The organism is Streptomyces sp. NPDC032161 (assembly GCF_040636995.1).
Classification (GTDB): Bacteria; Actinomycetota; Actinomycetes; order Streptomycetales; family Streptomycetaceae; genus Streptomyces.
In genome coordinates this window covers 1-25,735 of record NZ_JBEZVN010000054.1, presented here as the reverse complement: position 1 = coordinate 25,735, position 25,735 = coordinate 1, and the positions used below count along the sequence as shown (strand labels likewise).

The 25,735-nt window shown below is 70.1% G+C and carries 24 protein-coding genes and 2 pseudogenes; 22 read left to right on the top strand and 4 right to left on the bottom strand.

Annotated elements, in window-relative coordinates; all coding sequences use genetic code 11:
- Positions 1-235 precede the first annotated feature (235 nt).
- The 8 genes and pseudogenes from AB0E67_RS34270 to AB0E67_RS34235 all read left to right on the top strand — a co-directional run.
- Positions 236-424, top strand: a complete 189-nt coding sequence (locus AB0E67_RS34270) for a hypothetical protein (RefSeq protein ID WP_362034464.1) — start codon at positions 236-238, stop codon at positions 422-424.
- An 81-nt stretch (positions 425-505) separates the two neighbouring features.
- Positions 506-1,987, top strand: coding sequence for a hypothetical protein (locus AB0E67_RS34265; protein ID WP_362034461.1), 1,482 nt, complete (start codon positions 506-508; stop codon positions 1,985-1,987).
- A 131-nt stretch (positions 1,988-2,118) separates the two neighbouring features.
- Positions 2,119-3,096, top strand: a complete 978-nt coding sequence (locus AB0E67_RS34260; RefSeq protein WP_362034458.1) for a hypothetical protein — start codon at positions 2,119-2,121, stop codon at positions 3,094-3,096.
- Between the two features lie 1,027 nt (positions 3,097-4,123).
- The gene (locus tag AB0E67_RS34255; RefSeq protein ID WP_362034456.1) at positions 4,124-4,369 is read left to right on the top strand and encodes a hypothetical protein; all 246 of its coding nucleotides are present in this window, start codon (positions 4,124-4,126) and stop codon (positions 4,367-4,369) included.
- On the top strand, positions 4,366-5,349 hold the full coding sequence (locus tag AB0E67_RS34250; protein ID WP_362034453.1) for a hypothetical protein: 984 nt from the start codon (positions 4,366-4,368) through the stop codon (positions 5,347-5,349). The genes AB0E67_RS34255 and AB0E67_RS34250 overlap by 4 nt, the downstream gene beginning before the upstream one ends.
- Before the next feature lie 152 nt (positions 5,350-5,501).
- The gene (locus tag AB0E67_RS34245; protein ID WP_362034451.1) at positions 5,502-6,185 is read left to right on the top strand and encodes a hypothetical protein; all 684 of its coding nucleotides are present in this window, start codon (positions 5,502-5,504) and stop codon (positions 6,183-6,185) included.
- Complete coding sequence (locus tag AB0E67_RS34240) at positions 6,152-6,454, top strand: hypothetical protein (protein ID WP_362034448.1); 303 nt, start codon at positions 6,152-6,154, stop codon at positions 6,452-6,454. The genes AB0E67_RS34245 and AB0E67_RS34240 overlap by 34 nt, the downstream gene beginning before the upstream one ends.
- 265 nt (positions 6,455-6,719) lie before the next feature.
- Positions 6,720-7,369: pseudogene (locus AB0E67_RS34235) on the top strand (IS3 family transposase); the annotation flags it as partial.
- Positions 7,370-7,444: 75 nt separating this feature from the next.
- Here AB0E67_RS34235 and AB0E67_RS34230 read toward each other — a convergent pair.
- On the bottom strand, positions 7,445-7,657 hold the full coding sequence (locus tag AB0E67_RS34230; protein ID WP_362034445.1) for a hypothetical protein: 213 nt from the start codon (positions 7,655-7,657) through the stop codon (positions 7,445-7,447).
- Positions 7,658-7,842: 185 nt separating this feature from the next.
- Between AB0E67_RS34230 and AB0E67_RS34225 the strand changes: the two genes are divergently transcribed.
- Complete coding sequence (locus AB0E67_RS34225; protein ID WP_362034443.1) at positions 7,843-8,313, top strand: Lrp/AsnC family transcriptional regulator; 471 nt, start codon at positions 7,843-7,845, stop codon at positions 8,311-8,313.
- A gap of 50 nt (positions 8,314-8,363) precedes the next feature.
- On the opposite strand, the gene AB0E67_RS34220 is transcribed toward AB0E67_RS34225, so the two are convergent.
- Positions 8,364-8,849 (bottom strand): Lrp/AsnC family transcriptional regulator, encoded by a 486-nt coding sequence (locus tag AB0E67_RS34220; protein WP_362034440.1) that lies wholly within the window; start codon positions 8,847-8,849, stop codon positions 8,364-8,366.
- Between the two features lie 406 nt (positions 8,850-9,255).
- Here AB0E67_RS34220 and AB0E67_RS34215 point away from each other — a divergent pair, with 406 nt between their 5' ends.
- The 7 genes from AB0E67_RS34215 to AB0E67_RS34185 all read left to right on the top strand — a co-directional run bounded on the left by AB0E67_RS34215 (position 9,256) and on the right by AB0E67_RS34185 (position 14,893).
- A complete protein-coding gene (locus AB0E67_RS34215) occupies positions 9,256-10,182 on the top strand; it encodes an ABC transporter permease (RefSeq protein ID WP_362034437.1) in 927 nt (308 codons plus the stop codon).
- Positions 10,179-10,976 carry an ABC transporter permease gene (locus AB0E67_RS34210; RefSeq protein WP_362034434.1) on the top strand — a complete coding sequence of 266 codons (798 nt, stop codon included), beginning with the start codon at positions 10,179-10,181 and terminating at the stop codon, positions 10,974-10,976. The genes AB0E67_RS34215 and AB0E67_RS34210 overlap by 4 nt, the downstream gene beginning before the upstream one ends.
- Before the next feature lie 102 nt (positions 10,977-11,078).
- Entirely contained in the window at positions 11,079-12,158 is a 1,080-nt protein-coding gene (locus tag AB0E67_RS34205) for a spermidine/putrescine ABC transporter substrate-binding protein (RefSeq protein WP_362034431.1), read from the top strand.
- A 4-nt stretch (positions 12,159-12,162) separates the two neighbouring features.
- Positions 12,163-13,281 (top strand): ABC transporter ATP-binding protein, encoded by a 1,119-nt coding sequence (locus tag AB0E67_RS34200; RefSeq protein WP_362034428.1) that lies wholly within the window; start codon positions 12,163-12,165, stop codon positions 13,279-13,281.
- Positions 13,278-13,412, top strand: a complete 135-nt coding sequence (locus AB0E67_RS34195; RefSeq protein WP_362034425.1) for a hypothetical protein — start codon at positions 13,278-13,280, stop codon at positions 13,410-13,412. Before AB0E67_RS34200 ends, AB0E67_RS34195 begins: the two co-directional genes overlap by 4 nt.
- Entirely contained in the window at positions 13,409-14,209 is an 801-nt protein-coding gene (locus AB0E67_RS34190) for a carbon-nitrogen hydrolase family protein (protein ID WP_362034422.1), read from the top strand. The genes AB0E67_RS34195 and AB0E67_RS34190 overlap by 4 nt, the downstream gene beginning before the upstream one ends.
- 9 nt (positions 14,210-14,218) lie before the next feature.
- Positions 14,219-14,893 (top strand): RraA family protein, encoded by a 675-nt coding sequence (locus AB0E67_RS34185; RefSeq protein ID WP_362034419.1) that lies wholly within the window; start codon positions 14,219-14,221, stop codon positions 14,891-14,893.
- A 54-nt stretch (positions 14,894-14,947) separates the two neighbouring features.
- On the opposite strand, the gene AB0E67_RS34180 is transcribed toward AB0E67_RS34185, so the two are convergent.
- A complete protein-coding gene (locus tag AB0E67_RS34180) occupies positions 14,948-16,144 on the bottom strand; it encodes an IS110 family transposase (protein WP_362034416.1) in 1,197 nt (398 codons plus the stop codon).
- 209 nt (positions 16,145-16,353) lie between these two features.
- Between AB0E67_RS34180 and AB0E67_RS34175 the strand changes: the two genes are divergently transcribed.
- The 5 genes and pseudogenes from AB0E67_RS34175 (at position 16,354) to AB0E67_RS34155 (ending at position 23,529) form a co-directional block, all read left to right on the top strand.
- On the top strand, positions 16,354-17,100 hold the full coding sequence (locus tag AB0E67_RS34175) for a 3-keto-5-aminohexanoate cleavage protein (protein WP_362034413.1): 747 nt from the start codon (positions 16,354-16,356) through the stop codon (positions 17,098-17,100).
- Positions 17,101-17,168: 68 nt separating this feature from the next.
- Positions 17,169-18,731 (top strand): Helicase associated domain protein, encoded by a 1,563-nt coding sequence (locus AB0E67_RS34170; protein WP_362034410.1) that lies wholly within the window; start codon positions 17,169-17,171, stop codon positions 18,729-18,731.
- 65 nt (positions 18,732-18,796) lie between these two features.
- Positions 18,797-21,846 (top strand): annotated as a pseudogene (locus AB0E67_RS34165) (Tn3 family transposase).
- Between the two features lie 118 nt (positions 21,847-21,964).
- Entirely contained in the window at positions 21,965-22,315 is a 351-nt protein-coding gene (locus AB0E67_RS34160; RefSeq protein ID WP_362034407.1) for a hypothetical protein, read from the top strand.
- The gene (locus tag AB0E67_RS34155; protein ID WP_362034404.1) at positions 22,312-23,529 is read left to right on the top strand and encodes an MFS transporter; all 1,218 of its coding nucleotides are present in this window, start codon (positions 22,312-22,314) and stop codon (positions 23,527-23,529) included. Before AB0E67_RS34160 ends, AB0E67_RS34155 begins: the two co-directional genes overlap by 4 nt.
- A gap of 42 nt (positions 23,530-23,571) precedes the next feature.
- On the opposite strand, the gene AB0E67_RS34150 is transcribed toward AB0E67_RS34155, so the two are convergent.
- Positions 23,572-24,546 (bottom strand): site-specific integrase, encoded by a 975-nt coding sequence (locus tag AB0E67_RS34150; protein ID WP_362034401.1) that lies wholly within the window; start codon positions 24,544-24,546, stop codon positions 23,572-23,574.
- A gap of 326 nt (positions 24,547-24,872) precedes the next feature.
- Here AB0E67_RS34150 and AB0E67_RS34145 point away from each other — a divergent pair, with 326 nt between their 5' ends.
- Complete coding sequence (locus AB0E67_RS34145; protein WP_362034398.1) at positions 24,873-25,295, top strand: hypothetical protein; 423 nt, start codon at positions 24,873-24,875, stop codon at positions 25,293-25,295.
- Positions 25,296-25,735 lie beyond the last annotated feature (440 nt).

Sequence of the window (25,735 nt, the reverse complement as noted above, 5' to 3'; positions counted from 1 at the left end):
CTACCAAGTCGTCCGTGAACTGCAGACCCTGCTCGCGGTCTGGACCGGCGCCTGCCCCACCTGCCACCGCGACATACCCACCCCAATACCAACCTCCTCGCCCGGCGCCGATCACCCTGACGCCCCCGCCGATGGATATGAGCGTGGCCCTGCGCCTGGTCCGGCAGGCCAACAGTGATGTCCTGCCCGACCAGGACCTCGTGCCTTCGACGAAATGGCCGAGGTGCTGGAGAGGATGGATCCCGCGGAGGTCAGACAGCGCGTCGGTGAACTTCGCAGCAAGTACGAGGCGACCATCGAGCTGGCTCGCCAGCGCCGAGCCGCGACCGCGCCCGCCGATCCGTCACGGACGCCCCTCGGCCACGGCCAGGAGCAGTCCGCCGCACACCAGCAGCACCGGTCCCAGGGGACCGGCCGCACCTAGTCACCTGCCCGGACAGGCCCACGACACGGAAGACCGAACCGCCGGCCGGGCCGCGCCCGGGAGAAACCGAGAAGGCCTCACATGAACGATGCGATCGACCACCCCGAGGCGGCACGGCTCGTCGACTCGCTGGTGGCCTCCGGCGGAGGCCACGTCGCCTACGAGTTCGGGGCCCCCGGCCGACAGATTGCGGTCGCCGCGGGAGCGCACCTGGCCGCCCGCACGGGCATGCCGCTGACAGTGATCGACTTCCGCCACCTGCTGCCCCAGGTCCGCACCACCGTCACCGAGTTGCACCCGGACCTCGCCTGGACTCCCATGTCCGCCGGCGAGGCGGTCCAGCATCCCGAGCGCAACACCGGCGGCGTCCTGGTCGTGCACGCCGACCTCCTGCACGACCCCGGCACTCGCGAGGCACTTCTTGCGCAGGCCGCCGCGGCCGACCGGCTCATCGTGGCCAGCCGCTCCGACACCGACGCATCCGTGCTCCACACCTTTCCCGGCCCCCGATTCGCCGTGAGCGCCCGCGCCCCGATGCCGCCCGTCCCTCCCAAGGCATCGGGCCCCGACATCCACAGACGATTCGCGGCGGCCATCGGCACGTCGTACCCGGACAGATTCGCCGAGCTGATGGCTTCTGCAGCCCAGGTCAGGACTCTGCCGCTTTGGGAGGGCAGCGTGCCGGTGGCGCCCGCTACGTGGCCGCAGGCCGCCGCTGTCCTGGAGGCCTTCGCCCGGTCCCGGCCCGGTACGGACGAAGCCGCGGTGCTGCACGCGGTCGCCAGCCTCGACCTCGCGCTGGCCCCGGCCGGGACCGGGCCGGTCGCCGGGGAGTACGTGCGGATGGAGAACCGCAAGGCGCGGGGTATCGCCGCCATTTACGGGCCCGGAGCCGGAAGAGGCATCGACACGATCGAGACGGCCCTGCACCGAGCAGAGACCTGCGAGGTCAACCTGAACCCGTATGCGCAGTGGAGACAGATCAGCACCGTCATCGGCGCCCTCCAGCGCGTCCACGGCACCTTCCGAGAGCAGGCTGGCGCCGCCTTCCCCGAGCTGTGGGCCGACAACCACGTGGCGGGGTGGTGGAGGCAGACTTCCCTGGCGGCCTGCGCACGGATTGCCGACCTCGGCCTCCAGCGGGCCATCCCAACTTCCGGACACGGCGGACACCCCGGTGTCGCAGCCCTGCGCGACATCGGCCGCGCCGCCCTGGTCTACACGGCCCTCGCCGCGCCGTCCACGCTCCCGGACCTCCCCGGTGCACCGGACCTTCGTGCCGAGGCTGCCGTCCGTGCGCAGAACGCCGAGCGTTCCGAAGTTGCCGAATTTGAGGCGGTCCTGCACGAGGACACCGGCCAGCTTCTCGTTCAGGCAGAGGAGCGGCTCGCAGCCATTCGGCGTGCTGCCGAGGAACGGGCCACAGAGGTGCGCGACCGCGAGCTCAGAGGCGCCCAGGACCGCGTGACAAACGGTCACTTGCCCCGCGCTCCGGCTCAGCAGGACCAGCGGCAGGCCACCGCACACCAGCAGCAGGGCCACCAGCGCCCCGGCCTCACCTAGAAACCCGCCCCGGCCGCGCCCCGCCAACCACCCCACCAGCGGTACACGACCGCCGCCCTTCGACCCTTCGGAGACCGCCATCCATTACCGCCATACGCAAGAAGACCCTCGCAGTCGCTGCCGCCGTCCTGGTGAGCGCTGTCGCCTGCAGCACCGCCGAGAACCTCACCGCCGCGCAGAAGCTCGACAAGGCCGTCGACAAGCTCGGCCAGCAGCCCTCCCTCTCCTTCGAGCTCGGGCTGGACACCGACGCCGCCACCCTGAAGGCGCTGGACTCCGACGCCGCACCGGGTGAAGAGATGACCGAGCAGGTCGCCGAACTCCTCGCCGGCGCCCGCGTATCCGTCTCCGTGCAGTCGAAGAAGCCGCTGAAAGACTCCTCCGCCACCGACATCACCGGCATGGCGATGAAGGCCTCCGGCCCGGACGGCGACCTGCTGGAGTACCGACAGGTCGACGACTGGGCCTACCTGCGCGCCGGCGTGAAGCCGCTGGAGAAGGCAGCCGGCAGCCAGCTCCCCGCCCCCGAGGACCTGCCACCCGACGCCGCCGACCTCAAGCACGTCCTCAGCGGCGGCTGGGTCAAGATGCCGGCCGACAGCCTGACCAAGAACACCCCCGGCCAGGAGAGCTCGCCCTCCGCGATCCCTAGCGCCCAGGCCCGGCAGAAGATGGTCCTCAACGGCCTTCAGCAGCTGATCAACCGCGAAGTCCAGCTCAAGGACACGGGGACCACGGACGGCACCGGCCACATCACCGCCACGGCCCCCTTCCGGACCCTGCTCACCGGACTCTTCGACGAACTCCGCCCGCTCGCCGCAAACCTCCCTCAGGGCGCCAAGCCGCCGACCAGCAACGACCTCAAGGACGCCCCGGACAAGAAGATCACCGCCGACTTCGCGATCAAGAACGGCACCCTCAACGAGGTATCGGTGGACCTCGCCCCGCTGACGCAGACCAGGAGCGACAAGTTCGTCCTCGTCCTGCGCATCGGAAAGGGCGACCAGGCCACCGCCCCCGCCCAGGCCACCCAGATCGACCCGAACGCACTGACCCAGCAGATCCTCGGAGGCCCCGCGCTCCCGAGCCAGGAGGAGCCGGCCCTGTGACCCCCAGCCGACCCCAGTTGTGACGTAGGGGGTGGGGCGGGCGCCCGGACCGGTGCTGTCGCTACCCCAGAGGCGACAGCACCCATCCCGAGTCGTCCTCCTCGGAACCGAACCGGATCAGGGCGCCGGACGGCACTGCCGCACCGCGTGCGAGCGTGTCGACGAAGGAATCAGCGAGCGCGTCGACCCGCTCGCGCCCAGCACCTTGGCCGTCGTCATAGATGCCGGAGCCGAGCCACAGGTGATCGCGGAGTCCCGGACCCCGGCGCGAACCCCAAGGCGCGCCAGGCCCTGACCGCCGGCCGCTTCGCCTGCTCGGTCGAACGCCTGACCGCCTACACCGAGGCACTGTGCAAGACGACGCACCCCGACGCCCGACACCGCTGGCGCACCGCCGAGCCGCGCTGCGACCCGGTGCTGCAGGAGATGGACTTCTCAGCACCCCACAATGCCCAGGCCGAACAGTGCTACGTGTTCCGGCAGGCCGCGGCCGCTGCCGAACGCGGCCACCAGAACTGGCGGCAGGCCAGACACGGGCGCCCCGCCGGACAGCACCACGGCAGAGCTCTGAACAGTGCAGGCGACACGGCTTCACAAGCCGTACGGCTGCGGTGAAGTGAGCAGGTGCCCTCGTCCCGGTACGCCGTCCCCACGCCCCGCCCCTGCCCGCAGCGGACAACCGGCGGGGACGGGCGGCCCGCTTACGCCTCCGCCTGTGCGGGTCCTCCAAGATCGCAACTCGCCGAGGCACCGCTGGGCCTGCCGGGCAGGAGACGGCATTCGCTGTTCCCGCCTCGGTACCCGGCCCTTGGCCCGTCTTCGGGACAGCTGCTCCATCCGTGCGCCGGGTGTCTGCCGGGAGCATGGTCCCGCAGGCCGGGAGCGCCAGCTCGCAGCATCCGGCTGTCGTCCCGCCAGGCGGAACGGCGACGCGCACGCCAGTCCTGCCTCATGCCGCCGTGGCACGCTTCCCGGCGTTCGGTATCGGCGGGCGTCAGCTGCGGCAGACCTCTAGGGCGGGTGGACGATGGGCAAGGCGAGCAGGAGCAAGAAGGAACGCAGGCGCAAGGACGCCCGGGGATGGGATCCCGCTGTCGCAGCGCGCGACGCCTTTCGCGACCGGAAGGCCACCATCCGGCTCCTGGAGGACAACCCCTACGCGGCCGCCTACTTCGCCGGGGCCACCGAGCGGGTGTTCCAGGAGGCCATGTGGCAGCACATCCGTCTGGGACTGGCGCCCCGCAGGCCTGGCACGAGACGGCTGCCTGGATGATGGGCGAAGCCGGATTCCCGCGTCCCTGGCCGCACGACACCCAGTTCATCGCCGACTACGCCGTCTTCGAACGCGAACAGCAGCTCGCACTGCTCCGCGACGGCGAGATCTGCGTGATCTCCCCGGCCGTCATCGCAGCCGCGCTGACCCTGGACGCCGACGACCTGCTTACCCTCGACCGGGACACCGACATCCCCCTGCGGGCCGCGCTCGTCGTCATGCCCGAGCCGGTCGTCCTGAACCGCCACAACGGCGCTGCGGGCGATCTCAGCGTGCTCGGCTGGAGACACAGCACGATCTACGGCTCCGCCGGTCAGGAGTACGCCGCGGTCGGGGTCAGCGCGATGCTCCGCCCCGACGGCCCCATCCAGACACCCGATTGGAAGGAGTTCCTGGCCGAAGCGCAGGCCGACGGCTACCCGGCGCCCCCGTGGTTCCCCGCAGGCACCAACGGCATGCGTGCGGACGCTTCCACCAGGAGCACCTCCGCGCACACGGAAGCGATCGAGCACATCCGCGCGCGGCACATGCTGCACAGAGACGTCGCAGACCTCCTCCGCGCCGACGACGCCCTCTGGGCGCCGGAGACAGCACAGTGGAACGGCGAGCCGGTCGCCGACCCACACAACGACTTCTGTGAACGGTACCTCTTCGCGTTCTGGCGGCTCGCCGCACAAGGCGTCACCGTCACAGCGGCCCCGGACCCGCGCCACCAGCCGTCCTCCGGCAACGCCGCGTCCTGCGAGGGCTCCACGGGCATCCGTCTCGTCGACCTGCGCCGGCCCACCGAGCGTCACCCAGGGACAGATGCCGCGTCCTCCGCGCGCCACTACACCCACCGGTGGCCCGTGAAGATGCACAAGGTCAACCAGTGGTACCCCAGCCTCGGCCGCCACAAGATCCGCTGGCCCGGCCCGTACATCCAGGGCCCGGCCGGCGCCCCGCTCCGGGTGAGGGAGATCGCCTACCACCTGTCCTGAACTCCCGCCCGCCGCCCGCTAGCCCGCGCGGCGGGGCGGCCGGCAGCCCGCCCGTCGAGACAGACGGGTCAGGTCAGGCTCCCGGAGACTGGGCCCGTCCTGGTCTCGGGCCTCGAATCCGACGGACAAGTCACCGTGACAAGGAGCCTCCTATGGCCGCTCAGCGCGCTCTCCCGCCCAACGGCGACCCCTCCGCTCTGAGGCTGCATGTCGAGTACACCGCCGCGCTTGTGGACTCTCCCGCGCTGGACATCTGGCAGGTGCGGATACAGGCCGGGGAAACTCCTGTGGGCAGTCTCCGGGCCGTCCGCGGACTGTACGGGGGACCGCCCGAAGGGACGGACACGTGGAACGAGGGGTGCTCCCTCATGGACGGCACGCCCGACGCGCACTGGGTAGCCACCGACGGGCAGGAGATCCTTTTCGAGGGAAACGAGCATCTGGCCGACCTCCGCTCCCGGTTCTCCGCACAGGGAGGCCTGTGCGCCGTGGTCGCCGACCAGCTGCTGAGCGATCAAGAGGTGGGGCTGAGGGAATGGGGATCGCGCCATGTGCTCGTCTTCGACCAGCTCACGCTGTCGGCTCCCTGGAACGACCCCGCCACCGCAGCCTGCGTGATCTCCTCCGCGGCCTCCCGCGCGGCCCCCGGCGACTTCCTCGTCTTCCCCGCCAGAACGGCCCCCGCAGAGACAGACACCGCCCTCCTGGAAGCAGCAGGATGCGTGCTGTGGGCGGAGCAGTACACCGACGATCTGTACTGCCTCGACACCAAGTTCGATCAGGGAGAAGGCGTCGCCGATGCGTGGGAATCGCTGCTCTCCCGGGTCCGCCACTGACCCGCGCACCGCCGGACGCCGGCTGGCCGGACGCGCACGCAGCAGGCAGGCACCGCCCCGCGCGCCCGGGGCACGGCCGGACAGCGGCGGCAGGGGCGCCGTCCGGCAGGGGAATCCCGGCCAGTGGCCGTGCCCGCAGGACGCCGTCCGGTGCGGGAACCTCGAAGCTGCTCATCGGCGTCATCAACGGCAAGACCGCCGACCAACTGCTCCGCGAAGGACGTCCCGTCCACATCGTCATCAACGCCCTGCGCGACACTCACGGCTGAATCGAAGCCGCTGGTGAACATCAGTACGCCGTGGACGTGCGCATTGGGGCAGTCGGCCAGCGGCCCAGCCGCGCCGCCACGGTCACGGGCTCATTGATCAGCAGGCCGGTCGGTTGCTGCCGTCACCGGCGCGCCCCTGCCGTCCTGTGGCTGTAGAACCGGCGCACTGGTGGACGGGTAGGGCAGGCCGCGTACCGCCACCCAGTAACCCGCGCACCATCGACGTCCCCGTCTCCTGCTTCCATGCCGGGGCTTCGGACACACCGTCAACCGCAAACGCGTCGAGCGCCTGATGCGCAAGCACGGGATCGAGGGCCGCCACCTGCGGCGCCGCAAGCGCACCACGGTCCCCGACCGGCTCGCACCACCGGCCCCGGACCTCGTCCGACGTGACTTCTCCGCCGGCAGTTGAATGAGAAGTGGTGCGGCGACATCACATACGTGCCGGTGGGAGGCACGTGGCTGTATCTGGCCTGCGTCCTGGACATCTGCTCGCGCCGGGTGCTCGGCTACTCGATGGCCACCCACATGCGGGCCGACCTGGTCATCGACGCCCTGAAGATGGCCGTGGCGAGCCGCGGCGGCAGCGTCGGCGGGGTGATCTTCCACGCGGACAGGGGCACGCAATACACCTCGGACGCATTCGCGCAAGTCTGCGACGGTTTCGGGATCCGCCGGAGCATGGGCCGGGTCGGTTCGAGTTACGACAACGCCCTCGCGGAGAGTTTCTGGCAGGGCCTCAAGAGGAAGACGATGCACCAGAGGCTGTTCTCGACGGTGCGTCAGGCGAGTCTGGAGATCTTCCAGTGGCTCGCCTACTACAACGCCCGCAGACGCCACAGTGCCCTCAACTACCTCTCACCAGCCGAATTCGAACAACAGCACCTACGAGCAGATACACTCACCGCAGCATGAGCCCCTGTGTCCACACTCCGGGGGACGCCCCACCAGGTCCATGGCTTCGCTGAGCCGATCAGTGAAGGAACGGGCCTACTGGTGGACGTCTCCCGTGACATCGTGCACGATGTCCTCGGCGCTTATGAAGCCTGTGCCCTGGTTCAGCGAGAAGCCAACCAGTTGCGGAGTCGTCGACTGGTAGAAGGCGGCGAATGCGATGTCGACCTCCGTCTGGTCGCTGATCCTGTCGTCCAAGGGGTGTGCGGCCGGATCAACCCCTGCAGGCTGCTCGCTACGAACGAACATGAAACGCCGTCAACCGCCCTGACCAGCTGATCAGCACCTCCCGCATGCCGGGGGAACCTCACCGCCCGACCGGATCACGAGTGTGATCCGGTGCCCGGTGGCCCCGGGCGACATCGTTCCGGCCCGTTTTGTGACGGGCATCACATTGGGGCGTAATGCTGCCATATGAGTGAAATGGTGGGCGCGTGCTGGACGACACGGACCACAGGATCATGCGCGCGCTCACCCGCGACGGGCGGACCCCCTATACCTCTCTCGCCCGCGACCTGGGGGTTTCCGAGACGACCGTGCGGCAGCGGGTGGCCCGGCTCCAGGAGAGCGGGGTACTGCGGATCGTGGCGCTCTGCGACCCGCTGCAGCTGGGGCACCAGTCCGTGCGGCTGATGATCCGTGTCCGGGATTTGACCCCGAAGGCCGTGGCCAAGACACTCTCCGGAATGCCGATGATCAACCATGTGGCGCTCTGCGCCGGCAGCCAGGACATCTTCCTGGAGGGCACCTGCCGGGACCAGGCGCAGCTCGTCCAGTTGCTGGACGACATCCGGATGCTGCCCGGGGTCTCCCGGGTGCAGGTGCTCCTGCTGCTGGAGCTGTTCAAGGACTACACCTGGAGCGGACTGGCCAGTTCGGTGGGCCAGGGCGTCGCGGAGGAGTAGCGGAGCGCGCCCCCGGCGGGACCGGTGGCGCCCCGTCGAGGCGCCACCGGTCAGCCCGGGATGATCCGCTCCCCCGGCCGCACCGGGACCTCCCTGAACCCGGCCCAGAGGTAGGAGTCCTTGATGACCTCCAGCACGGTCAGGGCCTCCGCGTGGGCGACGCCGTTGACCCGGCGGACGCGTTCGGTGAGCAGCTCCGCGAGGTGTTCGAGGTCCCGGCAGCGCACGTCCACGATCAGGTCGTAGGGGCCGACGCAGGAGGCGACGTACCGCACCTCGGGCATCCGGGAGAGTTCCCGGGCGACCAGTGAGACCGGGATGTGGTGGACCCGTACCGCGAGGTGGACCTCCATCTCGCCCATCCGCACCGCGTCGGTCATGCCAACGACCTGGAGCACGCCCTTGCGCTGGAGCCGCTGGTAGCGGGCGCGCACGGCGGCTTCGGAGAGGCCGACCGTACGGCCGATCTCCGCGAAGGAGCGGCGGCCGTCGACCCTGAGCTGGTCGATGATCTGCCGGTCGAGGTCGTCGATCACCGGGCACCTCCGGAACGTTCCGCGGGGGCGGCCCCGCCCGCGTGGACGTTTCCGCATGTCAGCACCATCATGCCCGGGCCTTGCTGACAGTCAACGGCGTCCGTCACACCGGGCCGCGGCTACGAGATGCGTGGAAATCGGCCGCGCTTTCCACGGGATTCGCTCCGGTTTCATCTTTCGGGCCCCCGCCCGTTCGCCGAAGCTTTGTCCATCCGAAACCTCGGTTCCCTCCGGCGGTGTCCCTGCGGCCCCCGGACGGACCCCGCCCCCGCTGGCCGGCTCCCGCACTCCCTGCGGAGCCCGGCACCCGCCCGCGGGTGGCCGGACCGGAATCCGCCCCCGGACAAGGAGATCAGCGCATGCACACCACCCCTCCCCCCGGCCGAATGTGCCGGCGGACCTCCCGGTGACGGTCACGGCCACCACCGCCGCGCCCTCCGCGCGGCCGGGGGCGGGCCAGGCCGGTCCCGGCAAGGAGCCGCGCGCCCGGCGGGCCGTGACGACGACCCTGCTCCTGGCCCCGGCCGGGATCACTGTCCTCGGCCTGGTGCTGGTGCCGCTGCTGCTGGTGGTGCGGAACAGCTTCGCCTCCGCAGACTCCTACGGCGGCATCCGGGGCGGCTTCACCCTCGCCAACTACCAGGACCTGATGGACCCGGTCTATCTCAAGGTCTTCGGCTACAGCCTCGGCATGGCGGCCCTCAACACCGCCGTCTGCCTGCTGCTCGGCTATGTGGTCTCGTACTACCTGGCCGGGCGCTCCCCGCAGCGGCAGATGCTGATGCTCCTGCTGATCATCGTGCCGTTCTGGACCGACTTCCTGGTCCGCACCTTCGCCTGGATCAATCTCCTGAGCCCCGGCGGCCCGGTGAACAGCCTCACCGACGCGATCGGGCTCACCGACGGCGCCACCCAGTGGATACCGAGCCAGGGAGCCTCGTTCATCGGTCTGGTCTACGCCTTCTTGCCGACCGCGATCTTCCCGATCTACGCGTCGCTGCGCGGTGTGGGCGGCTCGCTCGGCGAGGCCGCCCGGGACCTGGGCTGCGGCTGGTGGCGGGTGCACACCCGGGTACTGCTGCCGATCGCCCGGCCCGGGATGCTCGCCGCGGCGCTGCTCACCTTCATCCCCACCCTCGGAGTGTTCGTGATCCCGGTGCTGCTCGGCGGCGGACGGGACCAGCTCGTCGGCAACCTGATCGTGACCCTCTACACCGAGTTCCGCAACCAGCCGATGGGCGCGGCGGCCTCCGTGGTGCTGCTGCTCCTGATGGTCGCCTCGATGGCGGTGTTCGGACTGGCCGCCCGGCGGCTGAGGAGGAAGTCGGCATGAAGCACGCACTCGACACCGTCACCGCCTGGCTCGCCCGGGGGATCATCGCCTTCCTCTACATCCCGATCATCGTCGTCGTGGTGCTCTCCTTCAACGACTCCGAGGTCACCTACAAGTGGGACGGATTCAGCACCCGCTGGTACGGGAAGCTGGCGGAGAACACCGAACTCCTCGCCGCGCTGCGGGTGAGCACCGAGACCGCCGTGATCTCGGCCACCCTCGCCACACTCTGCGGCCTGCTCGCCGCGATGGGCATGGCCCGGCTGCGGTCGCGGGGCAAGGCGCTCTTCTCCGCCGGGCTGTTCCTGCCGCTGATCATTCCGGAGATCGTGCAGGGTGTGGCGCTGCTGTCGGTCTTCGGCGCGATGACCGCGGACCTCGGGATGACGACCCTGGTCCTGGGGCACCTGGTGGTGACCCTGCCGTACGCGGCGCTGATCGTGCTGGGCGCCTACAACGCGCTCGACTCCTCGCTGGAGGAGGCGGCGACCGACCTCGGCTGCAACCCCTGGCAGGCGTTCCGCCGGGTGACGCTGCCGCTGCTGCGGCAGCCGCTACTCGCCGCCTGGCTGCTGAGCTTCACCATCTCCTTCGGCAACATCGTGATGTCGACCTTCACCAACGGCATCGGCAGCACCACGCTCCCCCTACGGGTGTACTCGATGCTCAAGGGCGGACTGACCCCCGAGATCAACGCGCTGGGCACCCTGCTGGTGCTCTTCACCCTGCTGATCATCCTCGGTGTGGGGCTGCGGCAGATGCGCCGGGTCCTGCTGGGCGGCGACCGCTCCTGACCCCCCGCCGGCACGGACCGGCCCCCCTTCCCCGTACGGCCCTCTCCCTCCCCTTCCTCCCTTCCCCCGGTTCTTCCGTCACGCACGAAAGGCACCACCCTCATGCGCACCAGAAGTGTCTTCAGAGCAGCGCTGGCAGTCTCCGCCGCCACCGGCACCGCCCTCGTCGCCACCGGCTGCGGCGGCTCCGGCTCGGACTCCGCGTCCGGGGGCGGCGGCAAGAAGCTGAACATCTACGCCTGGGCCGGGGAGATCCCCGAGACCGTGGTGAAGAAGTTCGAGCAGGAGACCGGGATCAAGGTCACCCTCGACACCTTCGACAGCAACGAGACCATGACCGCCAAGCTCAGCTCGGGCTCGGCCGGCTACGACCTCGTGGAGCCCAGCCAGTACAGCGTGCAGCAGCTCATCGGACAGAAGCTGATCCAGCCGCTCGACCACGCGCGCATCAAGGGCCTGGACAACCTGGCGGACAAGTTCCGCGACCCGTCGTACGACCCGGGCAACAAGTACTCGGTGCCGTGGATCTGGGGCACCACCGGCTTCGCGTACAACGACAAGTGCGTCCCGGAGGCGAAGAGCTGGAAGACGCTCTTCGACGAGAAGTACAAAGGCAAGGTCTACATGCTGGACAACATGCTGGCGGCGTACATCGCCGGTCTCCAGGTGACCGGCTCCCGCGCCACCAGCACCGACGAGGGCGAGATCAAGGCCGCCACCGAGGCACTGACGAAGCAGAAGAAGATGCTCGCCGGCTACAACTCCACCAACTACCCGCAGCTCCTGTCCACCGGCCAGGCGTGCGCCGCCCAGGCGTGGAGCGGCACCGCGATGGCCAAGGTCGTCGCCGCCAACCCGAACGTCCACTACGTGCTCCCCGAGGAGGGCGGCTCGATCTGGACCGACGGCCTCTCCATCCCCAAGGGCGCCAAGAACACCGACTCCGCCTACGCCTTCATCAACTTCCTGCTCCGCCCCGAGATCGCGGCCATGGCCACCGACGACGGCGGCAGCGCCAGCGCCAACGCCAAGGCGCGGGAGCACATCAAGGACAAGAAGGCGCTGGAGAACCCGGCCGTCTACGCCTCCGACGCAGCGATCGAGAAGGCGGACTTCCTGCTCGACCCGGGCACCGCGATGCAACACTTCCAGCAGGGCTGGACCAAGGTGAAGGCGTCCTGACGACATGAGCGCTGACACGAAGATCGCCCTCGCGGCGGCACCCCCGGGAACCGGGGCGCCCGCAGTACGCCTCACCGGGGTCGGCAAGTCCTTCGGCGGCACCCGGGCGGTACGGGACGTCACCCTCGACATCCGGCGCAACGAGTTCTTCTCCATCCTCGGGCCCTCCGGCTGCGGCAAGACGACCCTGATGCGGATGATCACCGGCTTCGAGACGCCCACCGAGGGCAGCGTGGAGCTGGGCGGCGTCCCCGCCAACAGCGTGCCGCCGCACAAGCGGGACCTGAACATGCTCTTCCAGAGCTACGCCCTCTTCCCCCACCTGTCGGTGGCGGAGAACGTCGCCTTTGAACTGAAGGTGCGCAGGCTGCGCCCCAAGGCGGAGATAGGGCGGGCGGTGGCCGAGGCGCTCGCGCTGGTCCGGCTGGAGGGGTACGGCGAACGGTCGATCGCCCAGCTGTCCGGCGGCCAGCGGCAGCGGGTCGCCATCGCCCGGGCGCTGATCGGCCGGCCCTCGCTGCTCCTGCTCGACGAGCCGCTCGGCGCGCTCGACCAGAAGCTGCGGGCCGAGATGCAACTGGAGCTCAAGAAGATCCAGCGGGAGGTCGGGGTGACCTTTGTGACCGTCACCCACGACCAGGAGGAAGCGCTGACCATGTCCGACCGCATCGCGGTCATGGACGGCGGCCGGGTGCTCCAGGTGGACACCCCGGAGGCGATCTACGAGCGGCCCGCGACCCGGTTCGTGGCCGACTTCATCGGCACCTCCAACTTCCTCACCGGACAGCTCGACGGCGGGATGCTGGCCGTACCCGGCCTGGGCGCGGTCCCCGTACCCCGGGACCATTCCCCTGCCGGCGGCACCGAGGTCCATCTCGCGGTACGCCCGGAGAACGTCCGGCTCTCGAACGCCTCGGGCGAGCCCGTCCCCGGCGGGGCCCTGCTGGAGGGCACCCTCCAGCAGATCGTCTACCTGGGCAGCGCCACCCGCTACCACCTCACCCTCGCCGACGGTACGGAGCTGGTCGCCGAGTCCCGCGGCGCCGACCACAGCGGTCTCACCGCTGGCGCGGTGGTCCGGGCCGGCTGGGACCCCGACCGGTCCCGGCTGCTCGCCGAATGACCGCCGCCCCGCCCGGCCGGTCCGCGGGCACCGACCAGGACCGGCCGCGCACCCCGCGCCGCGGTGCGCCCCGCACCCCGGCCCGCCCCAGTGGTTCCCCGACCCACCGCACCAAGGAGATACGGCCGTGAAGGTCGCCGCAGCACAGTTCGCCCCCACCGCAGACGCGGCGGCCAACCTCGCGGTCATCGAGGAGATGACTGCCGAGGCGGCCGCGGCGGGTGCCGAAATCGTCGTCTTCCCCGAGGAGGCCATGGTCCCCTCGGACTTCTCCGACGAGACCGACGCGCCGCTCGCGGAACTCGCCCTCGCCCACTGGGACGACTTCCTCGAAGGGCTCTCCCGGACCGCCCGGACCCATGGCGTCGCAATCATCGCGGCGGGGTACGAGGACAGCGGTACGGCGCTCCCGTACAACACCATGGCCGCCGTGGACGCGAGCGGCGAGGTCCTCGGGCTCTACCGCAAGATGCACCTCTACGACGCCTTCAGCTACAAGGAGTCGCGGCGCATCCAGCGCGGTGACACCGGTCCGGTCGTGGTCCGCATCGGCGACTTCAACGTCGGCCTGGTCAACTGCTACGACATCCGCTTCCCCGAGTTCACCCGCTCCCTGGTGGAGATGGGCGCGGATCTGCTGGCGGTCTCGGCGGCCTGGGTGAAGGGGCCGCTGAAGGAGGACCACTGGCAGACCCTGCTGCGCACCCGGGCGATCGAGAACACCTGCTGGGTGGTGGCCGCCTCGCTGACCACCCCCGACTGCATCGGCATGTCGATGGCGGTGGACCCGCTGGGCGTGGTGCGTGCCGCGCTCGGCGAGGAGGAGCGCTCGCTGCTCGTCACCGACGCCGACAAGGACCGGATCGACCGGGCCCGCACGGTGCTTCCCGTTCTCCGCAACCGCCGCATCATCATCGGACCGAGGTGACCCGCTCCCATGCCGCTCGACCTTCGTGAACTGCCCGCCCCGCTCGACACCGCCCTCGCCGAACGGCTGCGGACGGTGGACTTCCCCACCCTCGGCCACTACCTGGAGGAAGGTTTCTGCGACCCCGCGCTCCAGCGGCAGGCGGGGGAGGGAAAGCTGGTCGGCCGGGCCGTGACGGTACGGACCACCGCCACCGACTCCACCGTGCTCCACCACGCGGCCGGGCTCGTCGGACCGGGCGATGTGCTCGTCGTCGACACCGGCGGCGACCGGCGCCACGCCCCGCTCGGGGAGGTGCTGGTGAACGCACTCGCCTCGCGCGGCGCGGCCGGCGCGGTGGTGGACGGCCTCTGCACCGATATCGACGCCCTGCGCAAGCTCGGCCTGCCGGTGTACGCGTACGGCCGCACCCCGCTCACCACCAAGCTGCACGGGCTGGCGGACGGCGCGCTCTGCGCCCCCGTCGTCTGCGGCGGGGTCCCGGTGCACGCCGGTGACCTGGTGCTGGGCGATGCCAACGGACTGATTACCGCCCCGGCCGAGCGGCTCGCCGCCGTCCTGGACGAGGCGATCGAGGACGACGCGGAGGAGCCCGCGTTGGTGGCCGAGTTGTGGGAGGGCAAGCCGCTGGGCTCGCTCACCGGCGCCACCGAAACGCTCCGGCGGCTGAGCGCCTCCGGCTGAACCGGCCCGCTCCCCAGCCACCCGTACCACCCGAAAGGAATCTCAATGATCGTGTCAAGCCGCCTGCGTGACCGGCGGAGCGGAGGTGAACAGCTTCCCGTCACGCAACATGGCCCACAGCACGTCAATCCTGCGGCGGGCGAGAGCAAGCAGGGCCTGGGTGTGCGGCAGCCCTTCGGATCGCTTTCTGAGGTAGTAGTCGCGGGACGGGCCCGGCCGCATCATGGCCGTCTGGGCGGCCAGGTAGAAGACGTGCCTCAGACGCCGGTTGTAGCGCTTGGGTCGGTGGTAGTTGCCGCTGCGGCGGCCGGAGTCATGGGCGACCGGGGCCAGCCCGGCGTGCGAGGCAAGGCGGCCGGCGTCGCGGTATCCCGACAAGTCACCGACGATGGCGGCGCCGAGGATGGGGCCCATCCCGGGCATGGACTCGATGATCTCGGCACGGTCGTCGGTGCGGAAGGTCTCACGGATCTCCCGGTCGTTGTCTTTGATCCGCTCGTCCAGGGCCAGGAGCTGGTGAGCGAGGTCGCAGCCCAGCTTTGCGGCCCGCTTCTCGCCAGGCAGCGCGGTCATCTGCGACTGGGCGGCCTCCACCGCCTTCGTGGCGACGGCGGCAGCGCTGCGGATCTTGCGGCGTTCCAGCCAGGTCGTCAGCCGCTTGACACCGATCCGCCGCAGGGCGGCCGGGGTCTGGTACTCGGTCAGCATGGTCACCGGGCCCTTGGCCGCGGAGTAGTCGAAGGCCCGTTCCAGGGCAGGACAGATACCCACCAGCAGGTCGCGGAGCCGGTTGATCAGCCGGACCCGGTCGGCAATGAGGTCGGCGCGGTAGTTGGTCAGGACCCGCAGTGTGGTGACCAGCTCCGGGGGCGTGTCCAGCGGGGCGAAGCCCTTCGGGCGCATGCGGGCCTGGTCGGCGATGACGCGGGCGTCCCTGGCGTCGGTCTTGCCCTCGCCGCGGTAGGCGCCGGACATGCGGTTGACCGTGCGTCCGGGCACATAGACCACGTGCTGTCCGTGGGCGACCAGCAAGGCCAGCAGCAGGGCCGATGCCCGGCCGGAGATGTCCACTGCCCACCGCACCTCTTCGGCCCGCTCGCGGGCGGTCTCGATGAGCGTGAGGATCTGGGCCTCGTCGTTGATCACCTTCGTGGAGAACAGCGTCTCACCATCGGCGTCGAGGGCCACCGCCCAGTGATGTCCCTTGCCGGCATCGATGCCGACCCATATCCGCGCCTGCCGCGTGCTCAAGTTCGTCGCTCCGTTCCACCGAGACCCACACCGTCGTGGCCCGAAGAACACCCCGCCGACAGGTCCCTAACCAGCGATGACCGCAGTTCTCAATCAGTGGTCGGAGCGTCCCGGAGGACCGGGCGGCCATTCCTTTCGAGCCATCAACAGCAGACCACCGTCAGCCATACCCGGTCCTCCCGGACCGCCTCACATTCTTAGGGACCACCGTGTTTTTGAAAGCCGCCGTCAACGGCGGGCGCTCCCAGGCCGAGCACCCCGCCGTCCCGGTCACTGCCGAGGAGATCGCCGCCGACACCCTGGCGGTGCTCGCCGCCGGTGCGAACGTCGTCCACTTCCATGTCCGCACCCCGGACGGCGGGCAGACCATCCACCCCGACGCACTCGCCGAGGTGCTGAACGCCATCCGGGTCACCGCGCCCGGCGCGGTGGTCGGCACCACCACCGGCCTGTGGACCTGCGACGGTCCCGAGGAGCGGTACGAGCTGGTCAAGGCGTGGGACGTGCTGCCCGACTTCGCGTCGGTCGCCTTCTGCGAGGAGGGCGCCGCCGAGACCGCCGAGTTGGTGGTGGAGCGGGGCATGGTGCTGGAGAGCGCGGTGTGGACGATGGACGATGTCCCGGCGCTCCTCGCCTCACCGACCCTGCACCGCAATGTGCGCATTCTGATCGAGCCGGTGGAGGAGGACCCGGAGGAGGCGGTGGCGTCGGCGCGGGCGATGGCCGGGCGCATCCTCGCGGCCGGGGTGACCTGCCCGATCCTGTACCACGGCGAGGGCGCCACGGTCTGGCCGCTGGTGCGGGCGGCGATCGAGGACGGCCACGAGGCCCGGATCGGTTTCGAGGACGGTGCCGACCTCCCGGACGGAACCGACGCCCCGGACAACGTGGCCCTGGTCCGTGCGGTACGGGAGCTGGCCGCGCGAGCAGCCACGCCGGAGCCCGCGAAGGGTTGAGCCCGGTCCCTCCACCGCTCCCGCCCCACAGCCCACCGCCGGCGGCCCCGCCCGGGCTGCCGGCGAGGGTGTACGAGTCCGGCTACCCCGGCCTGCTCGCTCGCAGCAACCGGCTCCTCGAAGTCGCCGAGCAGGTCTATCGCACGTTCACTGACCACCCGTCCAGCCGCGACCTGTCGCAGGACGTCATCGGCGTCCTGTCCCAGACCATCGACGATGACGCTACCTATAGCGAGCAGCTGGCCGAGTTCACTGAACGCTTCCGTGAGCGCATCCAGCGGAACTATGACGACTACGGCCCCAGCAGCGCCCACTTTCTGGAACATGGCCGCTATCTGCTGGCCAGCCAGCCGGAAAGCTTGATCATCTTTGAGCGGCTGGCCAATGCCCGCTTCCGCCTCAAGAGCACATGGAACAAGAGCGAGCTACCGGGAACGATGCTTACCGACCTGCGCACGGTCCTGACCGACCCCGACCACGCGCACACCGGTTTCGCCCCGACCGTGCGCCGGACGACCGCCCTGCACCTGGCAGTCCTCAAAGTGATGACCGAGCATGACCTCAAGCATGTGATCGTCTACTTCCAGCAGGTCGCCGACGCAGAAGACTTCGCCCGCCAGTTCCCCCACACCCTGCGCACCCTCCCACCCGACCAGCGCCCCTCCTGGGCCAGCACCCTGTCCGTCTCCTCGATCAACGGCAACCACACCCCCGACCAGCGCACGCAACTCCTCGACCAGTTCGCGAACGCCGACCGCGCCGTGATCACCAACGCCCAAGTACTGTCCGAGGGCATCGACTTGCCGGCCGTCGACGCCATCGTCTTCGCCTCCCGCACCGAAAGCGTGCGCCGGATCGTCCAGGCCCTGGGCCGCGCCCTGCGCAAACCCCCCACCCTCGACGTGAAGACCGCGAGCCTGGTCATCCCCGCCTACATCCCACCCGACGCCGACCCCACCGACCTCCTCGACACCCCCTACGAAGCCCTCTGGCTGATCACCGCAGCGCTGCGCCATCACGACCAGACCATCGCCGCCCGCGCCCCGCGCAGGACCACCGCACACCGACTGGACAGCGACACCCACCGCCTTCTCACACGCCGGTTCCGTTTCGACTTCACCCTCGACCCCGGCACGATCGCCCGAGCGATGGACCTGCTGGCCTGGCCATCGGCCGACGCGGTGCTTTCCGTCCCCCGCGGCGCCGGCCTGGCCGCCGCCGTCCGCTATCACGCCGAACACGGCCATCTGAAGGTCCCGGTCGACTACACCGACGCCTACGGCTACCGCCTGGGAGCATTCATCGCCGGCCAGCGCACCGCCCACCGCCGAGGCACCCTGACTGCGGACTGGACTGCTGAACTCGACGAGCTCGGCATGATCTGGGACGAGAACGAAGCCGCCTTCGAAGGCAACATGACCCTGGCCGAGGCCTTCCACACCGAACACGGCCACCCCGCCATCCCCGCCCACGCCCCGGCGGCCAGTTCCTCGTCGACCAACGCGGCCTGGCCCGCAAAGGCCAACTCCCCGAAACCCGCCACACCCGCCTCACCACCCTCGACCCGGGGGCTGAGGAACATCGGAACGAAAACCGGCGCTAAGCCTTCCTCGCCCTCGGGAGGGCTTTGACCTGGGGTTCTTCAAGGCGGACTCTTCGGCAGTCATGTTGATCACTGACTGTCTGGAGGGCCGGGATGCCGGTCGAGTTTCTGACGGATGAGCAGGCCGCGCGGTACGCGGCGTACGACGGGACGCCGTCCCGTACGGAGTTGGAGCGGTTCTTCTTCCTGGACGACGCGGACCGGGCGTTGATCGAGTCCAAGCGGCGGTCCCACAACCGGCTGGGATTCGCGGCCCAGCTGACGACCGCGAGGTATCTCGGGGTGTTCCCCGACGACCTGACCGACGTGCCGACGGAGGTGGTCGACTACCTGGCCGGGCAGCTCGGGATCGCGGACGCGTCGGTGCTGAAGACCTACGGTGAGCGGGAGAACACCCGGCTCGACCACGTCCGTGAGCTGCGGCGGGTCCTTCAGTACACGGAGTTTTCCGGGGCCGAGGCGGAGTTGCGGGCGTGGGTGTATGCGCGGGCCTGGACGACCGGGGAGGGGCCGAAGGCGTTGTTCGACGCGGCGGTGGGGTGGCTGCGGGAGCGGCGGGTGCTGCTGCCGGGTGTGACCACGCTGCGCGGCTGGTGGCCTCGGTGCGGGAGTCGGCGAACCAGCGGTTGTGGGACACACTCCACGGTCTGTTGAGTACCGGCCAGCGGGCGGTGCTGGACTCGCTGTTGACGGTGGAGCCAGGGGCACGGGTGTCGGAGCTGGACCGGCTGCGCCGCGGGCCGGTGCGGATCTCCGGGCCGCAGATGAAGTGGGCGCTGGAGCGGGCCGAGGAGGTCGCGGCCTTCGGGATGGGCGAGGTCGACGTGTCCGCGATACCGCCGCGCCGGCTGGCGGAGCTGTCGCGGTACGGCATCGACGGCAAGGCGTCACTGCTGAAGCGGCACGGCGACTCCCGGCGCCTGGCCACCCTGCTGGCCACCGCGGTCCACCTGACGACCCGGACTGTCGATGACGCCCTGGACCTGCTGGAAGTACTGATTGCGACGAAACTGCTGGCCAGGGCGGAGCGGGAGAGCGCGAAGGAGAAGCTGAAGACGCTGCCGCGGGTGGAGCGCGCGTCGGCGAAGCTGGCTGTGGCCTTCCAGGTCGTGTTCGACACGACGTCCGAGCGGGTCGACACCGACACCGGGGAGATCGCCCCGCCGAGGGTGGAGAGTCTGGCGGCGATGTGGGCGGAGATCGAGCAGGTGGTGCCCCGGCACGAGTTGGCCGCCGCGATCACCGCGCTGTTCGAGCTGACGCCGCCGCTCGACTCGGACGCGGACGAAGCCTGGAGGGTCCAGCTGATCACTCGGTTCGGCACCGTGCGGCCGTTCTTGAAGCTGCTGGTGACGGTGGTCGACTTCGGCGCGACCCCGGAGGGACTGCCTGTCCTCAAGGCGCTGAAATCGCTGCCCGATCTGATGGGCCGCAAGAAGGTCGGCCCTGCCGAGATCGACACCGGTCTGCTCACCGGCTCCTGGCGGCGCTTGGTGCTGTCCGCGCCGCACCTGGAGCCGGGCACGGTCGACTGGACGGCGTACGCGTTCTGCGTGCTGGAGCAGTTCCACCGGATGCTGCGCCGGCGCGAGGTGTTCGCGAAGAACTCCTCCAAGTGGGGCGACCCGCGGGCGAAGCTGCTGGACGGGGAAGCGTGGGAGCAGACCCGGCCGACCGTGCTGGCTTCCCTGAACCTGCCCGCCGAGGCGGGCGAGCACCTGGCGGCGCGGGCCGCGCTGCTGGACGGCACCTACCGCGCCGCACGGGTGCCGGCGAACTCCCAGATCGTGTTCGACGAGGCCGGTCGGCTGCACTTCGCCGCCCTGGAGCCGGAGCCCGAACCCGCCTCGCTGAGCGAGCTGCGGAAGGCGGTGGAGGCGATGCTGCCCCGGGTCGACCTGCCGGAGGCGTTGCTGGAGGTGTTCTCGTGGACCGGCGCGGACCGGGCGTTCACCTCGGTCACCGGCGGTGAGGCCAGGATGAAGGACCTGCACGTGACGATCGCCGCGCTGCTGGTCGCGCACAGCTGCAACGTCGGCTACACCCCCGTGATCGGCGGTGCGGACGCACTGAAGTATGACCGGTTGTCCCACGTCGACCAGACGTATCTTCGGCTGGCCACCTACCGGGCGGCGAACGCCACCTTGATCGAGGCCCAGGCGTCCATCGGTCTCGCGCAGGTGTGGGGCGGCGGGCTGGTCGCGTCGGTGGACGGCATGCGGTTCGTGGTGCCGGTGCCCTCGGTGTACGCCCGGCCCAACCCGAAGTACTTCGGACGGCGGGGCGGTGCCATCTGGCTCAACATGATCAACGATCAGGCGGCGGGGCTCGGCGGCAAGGTGGTCGCCGGCACCCCGCGTGACTCGCTGTACGTGTTGGACGTCCTGTACGACCGTGACGGCGGCACGCGTCCCGAGATGATCGTCACGGATTCCGCGTCGTACTCCGACATCGTCTTCGGCCTGCTCACCCTGGCCGGGTTCGCCTACGCGCCGCAGCTGGCGGACCTGCCGGACCAGAAGATGTGGCGCATCGACCGCACGGCCGACTACGGCGCCTTCACCGACGCGGCCCGCGGCCGGGTCGACCTGGCCCGGATCGAGAGGCACTGGGAGGACATCCTGCGGATCATCGGCTCCGTCCACACCGGTGCCGTGCGCGCCTATGACGTGATCCGCATGCTGTCGCGGGACGGGCGCCCCACCCCGTTGGGCGACGCGATCGCGCACTATGGGCGGATCGCCAAGTCCCTGCACATCCTGCGCCTGGCCGACGAGCCCGGCTACCGCCGGCAGATCAAGAGCCAGGCCAACCTCCAGGAGGGGCGTCACGCGCTGGCCCGGAAGATCTTCCACGGCCGCGCGGGGCAGCTCTACCAGCGCTACCAGGACGGCATGGAGGACCAGATCGGCGCGCTCGGCCTGGTCCTCAACGCGCTCGTGCTGTTCAACACCCGCTACATGGACGCCGCCGTGAACCAGTTGCGGACGGAGGGCTTCCACGTCCGCGACGAGGATGTGGCCCGCCTCTCGCCGTTCGTGCGCCACCACATCAACATGCTCGGCCGCTACTCCTTCCAGCTCCCCGACCTGCCCGGCGGGCTGCGGCCGCTCCGGGACCCGGACGCCTCCGACGAGGAGTGAGGACGGCCCGACGTCCACCTGCGATCCGGCGGGACGGAGAGGTCCGGCACAGGGGTTGATCGTTCGAGAATTCCCGCACTATATTGTGCGGGAATTCTCGAACGATTGGAGAGATGTGATGGCTGCGGCCCGCACGTACCACCATCCCGACACGGATGAAATCGCGCTCCCGCGCGTGCTGTTCGCACTCAGTGAGCCCCTGCGCCTGACGATGGTGCGCATCCTGACCGAGCGGGGCGAGGTCGACAGTCTCGAGCTGGGCCCGGATCTGCCGCGCTCGACGCTGACCCACCACACGAGCCTGCTGCGCGAGTCCGGCGTGGTCTTCGTCCGCGCCGAAGGACGCAAGTGCATGATCCGGTTGCGCACCGAGGATCTCGAGAACCGGTTCCCCGGCCTGGTACGAACCGTCCTGGCCGGCTACGAGGACGAAGCCGGCCAGGACGGGGCCGCGGGGGGTGCTGCGTGATCGGGAAGGTCTGGCCGCTGGTCGTCGCCGCGGTCTCCCTGGGTATCGACGCCTACGTACTTGCGGGCGTCCTGCCGGACATGGCCGACTCCCTGGCCACGACGGCCGGGGCGATCGGACTGGGCGTCACCGCGTTCACCGCCGCCTACGCGGCTGCGGGCCCGTTCCTCTCCCGCGCCCTGGCTGGCCGGTCGACCAGAACGGCACTGCTGGTCGCGCTCGGCGCCTTCAACCTCGGCAATCTCGCCACCGCACTGGCCCCCACACTCGGCGTCTTCCTCGCCTCCCGCGTCGTGGCGGGCGCGGGGGCCGGCGTGCTGACCGCGGTCGCCACGGCGACCGCCGGAGCGCTGGTGGCCGACCACGAACGCGGGCGCGCCATGGCCCTGGTGACCTTCGGCCTGTCCACCGGGACCGTCGCCGGTGTGCCGCTGGGCATGCTGATCGGCGAGCAAGTGGGGTGGCGCGGGACGATGGGCTTCGTCGTGCTCATCGGAGTGTTGAGCATGCTCGCCCTCGCCCTGCGTTCCGGCGCGCTGCCCCAGCTGCCTGCCGCTCGCGGCACGGGAACCCGCGCCGCGCTCAGCAGCCCGCGCGTCGCATTCGGCGTCGCACTGTCCTTCGTCCTGGGCACGGCCAGCCTCGGCCTCTACACCTACCTGCTGCCGATGGCCGACGAGCGCGGCCTGAACGGCTGGGGCTTCGCACTCGTCTGGGCCTGGGGCATCGGCGGCGTACTGGGCTCTGGCCTGATCGGCAAACCCCTCGACACGCTGGGCCCTCGCCGGCTGATGCCCGTCGTCCCGGCCTTTCTCCTCTCCTCCTTCCTCATCGTCTGGTTCTCCGACCACCCAGCGGCATGGCTGATCGCCACCGCGGTGTGGGGTGCGAGCGGCTGGATCAGCGTGCCCGTCCTGCAACAGGCCCTCACCCGCGACCGCCCCGAGCAGGCCATGACCGTCGTCGCCTTCCAGATGGCCGCGATGTACCTCGGCTCCGCCGCAGGATCGGCGGCCGGAAGCGCCCTGCTCGCCGGAGGCACCAGCGCCGGAGCGCTGCCGGGATGGGCCGCGCTCGCAGCTGCGGGCGCCGTCGTGATCGCCTTGCTCATCGCCCGGCTGACGCCCCGGCCCGTATCCGCCGTGCCGCATGCCTCCCCCCTCACGCAGACTCCTGAGGCGCAGCACACGGCGGCCGAGTCACGCTGCCCGTAGCGGCCCCGGCCCCGGCCAGGGCGCGACGCCGCCCGGGCCGGATCAGCGGCGCGCATCGCCAGGGGCCAGCAGGCTCGTCAGCTCCGAGAGCGCTTCGGGGGACGGCTCGAAGTAGCGGCGCAAGTTCTCCGGCTTCTTGTGCCGGGACTTGGCCATCAGCATCAGCAGAGAGGCGCCCTGCTCCCCGAGGTGAGTCAGCGCGGAATGGCGGTACTCGTGCAGGTCCCAGCCGGTTCCCGGCCCGCGTACGGCAGTGTGGTCGTCCAGCAGGGCGCGGGCCTGACCATAGGAAAGGCGGGCCAGGCCGGTGTCCGGGCACACATCGCGAGGGCTGACGACCTTCCCCGGGCCGGAACGGCGGTGGGTGACGAACACCGGCCCGTGGGTCCGGCCGCGCAGCAGTCGGGGCAGGAACCGGGCGGTGCCGGCGTCCCAGTAGACGGTCTCCAGCACGAAGTCCTCACGGGCCTGGCCGCGGCGGCGGGCCTTGCTCCGGGCGCCCTTGGCCTTGACCGGACAACGGCGCGCGGCGAGGTCCAGGTCCTCGATGTTCACGCCGAGGATCTCCTCCGCGCGGGCGGCGGTCTCGTACAGCATCCGCCACAGCGTCTTCTCCCGCAGGTGGACCTCGCGCCGGGCGATCAACCGGTCCACGGCCACCTTCGAGCGGGCCGGGGTCTCGGAATCCGGCACCGCCAGCCGCTTCGTCCAGGCCGGGACCGCCGGGCCGTCGTAGCCGTACTCCGCGCACCAGCCCAGCCAGGAGAGCACCGCCGCCCGGCGGGCGTTCCAGGTGTTGACCGCCGCGGTGCCCCACAGCAGTTCCAGGGCCTCGCCGATCTCGTCGTCCGCGACCGACGCCAGCGGCCGGGCCTCGCCGATCCGCTCGGCGGTCTTGCCGACCCCGATCGAGTAGCTGCGGACCGTGTTCGGGTTGCGCAGCGAGTCGAGGAAGGCGTCTGCCACCGCCCGGACGGTCAGCGCCTTCCCGGACGGCAGTTGCACGACGGTGGGCACCGCTTCCCGCTTGCCACAGATAACAGGGCCGCTTCGTGTACGGCCCGGAGAGCGCCACCGCAGGTGACGAGTCAAGCTCCCACAGATAATAGGGCGTTATCTGCGGAACGACTTCAGAAGGGTCCGGCCGTCGACGCCCCGTCAGCCGCCCACCAGGGCCGACAGATCCTTAGCGCCGGTTTTCGTTCCGATGTTCCTCAACCCCCGACCCCGACTGGCTCCTGCCATACGGACCCGACTGGCACCGCAAGTACCACCTCCTGGCCCGTCACCTCCAGACCGGACACGACCCCGTCACGCTACGCCGTGACACCGTCATTGACGGAGTGAAGGCTGGCACCTGGCTGCACCGCCAACTCACCACCTGGAACACCCTTAACGACGGTCAGCGCTGCCTCCTGGCCCGACTCGGCCTCACCCCGGAGCGCATCACCCTGCCGACAAAGAAGACCCCCACCGCCCCCGCCACACCCAGCACTCCCAAGACCAGAAAGCGCCGCTCCTTCGAACAGACAGCCATGCTGCTGCGCGCCTTCGTGGAGCGGCACGGTCGTCCTCCTGGAGCCCGGGAGGGGATCGAGGTCGACGGGGAACGCGTCATGATCGGACCTTGGCTCTGCAAGATCCGCACCGGCCAGAGGACTGGTCAACTCTCCGAGAACAGAAGTCAGTTGATCCAGAGCATCCTGCACGAAGCCGGCGTCGTTCCCTCCGAAGAGGAGCGCCCCGGATTCTCAGACATCCCGTAAATTTTTTTTGCCCACGACGTCGCCTTAAGGAAGCACCCTCGAAACGCTACCGCTGGAGCTTGCGGGAGAAGCCGTCCGGGGCTGAAGGGGCAGTGTGCTGAATTTCCAGTTGCCATACAGCGAATTGAGTGATCCAGGGGGTGTGGATTGGTTTCAGACTCCATCCGCAGTGGGCTTTTGACGTATGGCCAGAAGGTCACTACAACCTGTGAGTTGGTCAGCCTCCGGGACAGCGGCCCGGACTCCCTGTAGCGAGCTAACGAGCAGGCGCGGAGCGGCTGTTCGTGATCCGCGTAGCGGATCGTCAGGGTCGGTGCGGAGCACCGACCCTGACTCAGGGCCACGGAGTGGCCCTGAGTCAGGTGGACGGAGTCCACCACGGAGACCGCCCCGTAGGGGCGGCGCGTCGTCTTCGCGGAGCGAAGCGCGCGGATCGGAAG

Excerpts from the sequence above, each read along its gene's own strand:
- AB0E67_RS34270 (WP_362034464.1), top strand. The coding sequence starts at position 236 with ATGGATCCCGCGGAGGTCAGACAGCGCGTCGGTGAACTTCGCAGCAAG.
- AB0E67_RS34265 (WP_362034461.1), top strand. The coding sequence starts at position 506 with ATGAACGATGCGATCGACCACCCCGAGGCGGCACGGCTCGTCGACTCG.
- AB0E67_RS34255 (WP_362034456.1), top strand. The coding sequence starts at position 4,124 with ATGGGCAAGGCGAGCAGGAGCAAGAAGGAACGCAGGCGCAAGGACGCC.
- AB0E67_RS34250 (WP_362034453.1), top strand. The coding sequence starts at position 4,366 with ATGATGGGCGAAGCCGGATTCCCGCGTCCCTGGCCGCACGACACCCAG.
- AB0E67_RS34245 (WP_362034451.1), top strand. The coding sequence starts at position 5,502 with ATGGCCGCTCAGCGCGCTCTCCCGCCCAACGGCGACCCCTCCGCTCTG.
- AB0E67_RS34230 (WP_362034445.1), bottom strand. The coding sequence starts at position 7,657 with ATGTTCGTTCGTAGCGAGCAGCCTGCAGGGGTTGATCCGGCCGCACAC.
- AB0E67_RS34210 (WP_362034434.1), top strand. The coding sequence starts at position 10,179 with ATGAAGCACGCACTCGACACCGTCACCGCCTGGCTCGCCCGGGGGATC.
- AB0E67_RS34205 (WP_362034431.1), top strand. The coding sequence starts at position 11,079 with ATGCGCACCAGAAGTGTCTTCAGAGCAGCGCTGGCAGTCTCCGCCGCC.
- AB0E67_RS34200 (WP_362034428.1), top strand. The coding sequence starts at position 12,163 with ATGAGCGCTGACACGAAGATCGCCCTCGCGGCGGCACCCCCGGGAACC.
- AB0E67_RS34195 (WP_362034425.1), top strand. The coding sequence starts at position 13,278 with ATGACCGCCGCCCCGCCCGGCCGGTCCGCGGGCACCGACCAGGACCGG.
- AB0E67_RS34185 (WP_362034419.1), top strand. The coding sequence starts at position 14,219 with ATGCCGCTCGACCTTCGTGAACTGCCCGCCCCGCTCGACACCGCCCTC.
- AB0E67_RS34160 (WP_362034407.1), top strand. The coding sequence starts at position 21,965 with ATGGCTGCGGCCCGCACGTACCACCATCCCGACACGGATGAAATCGCG.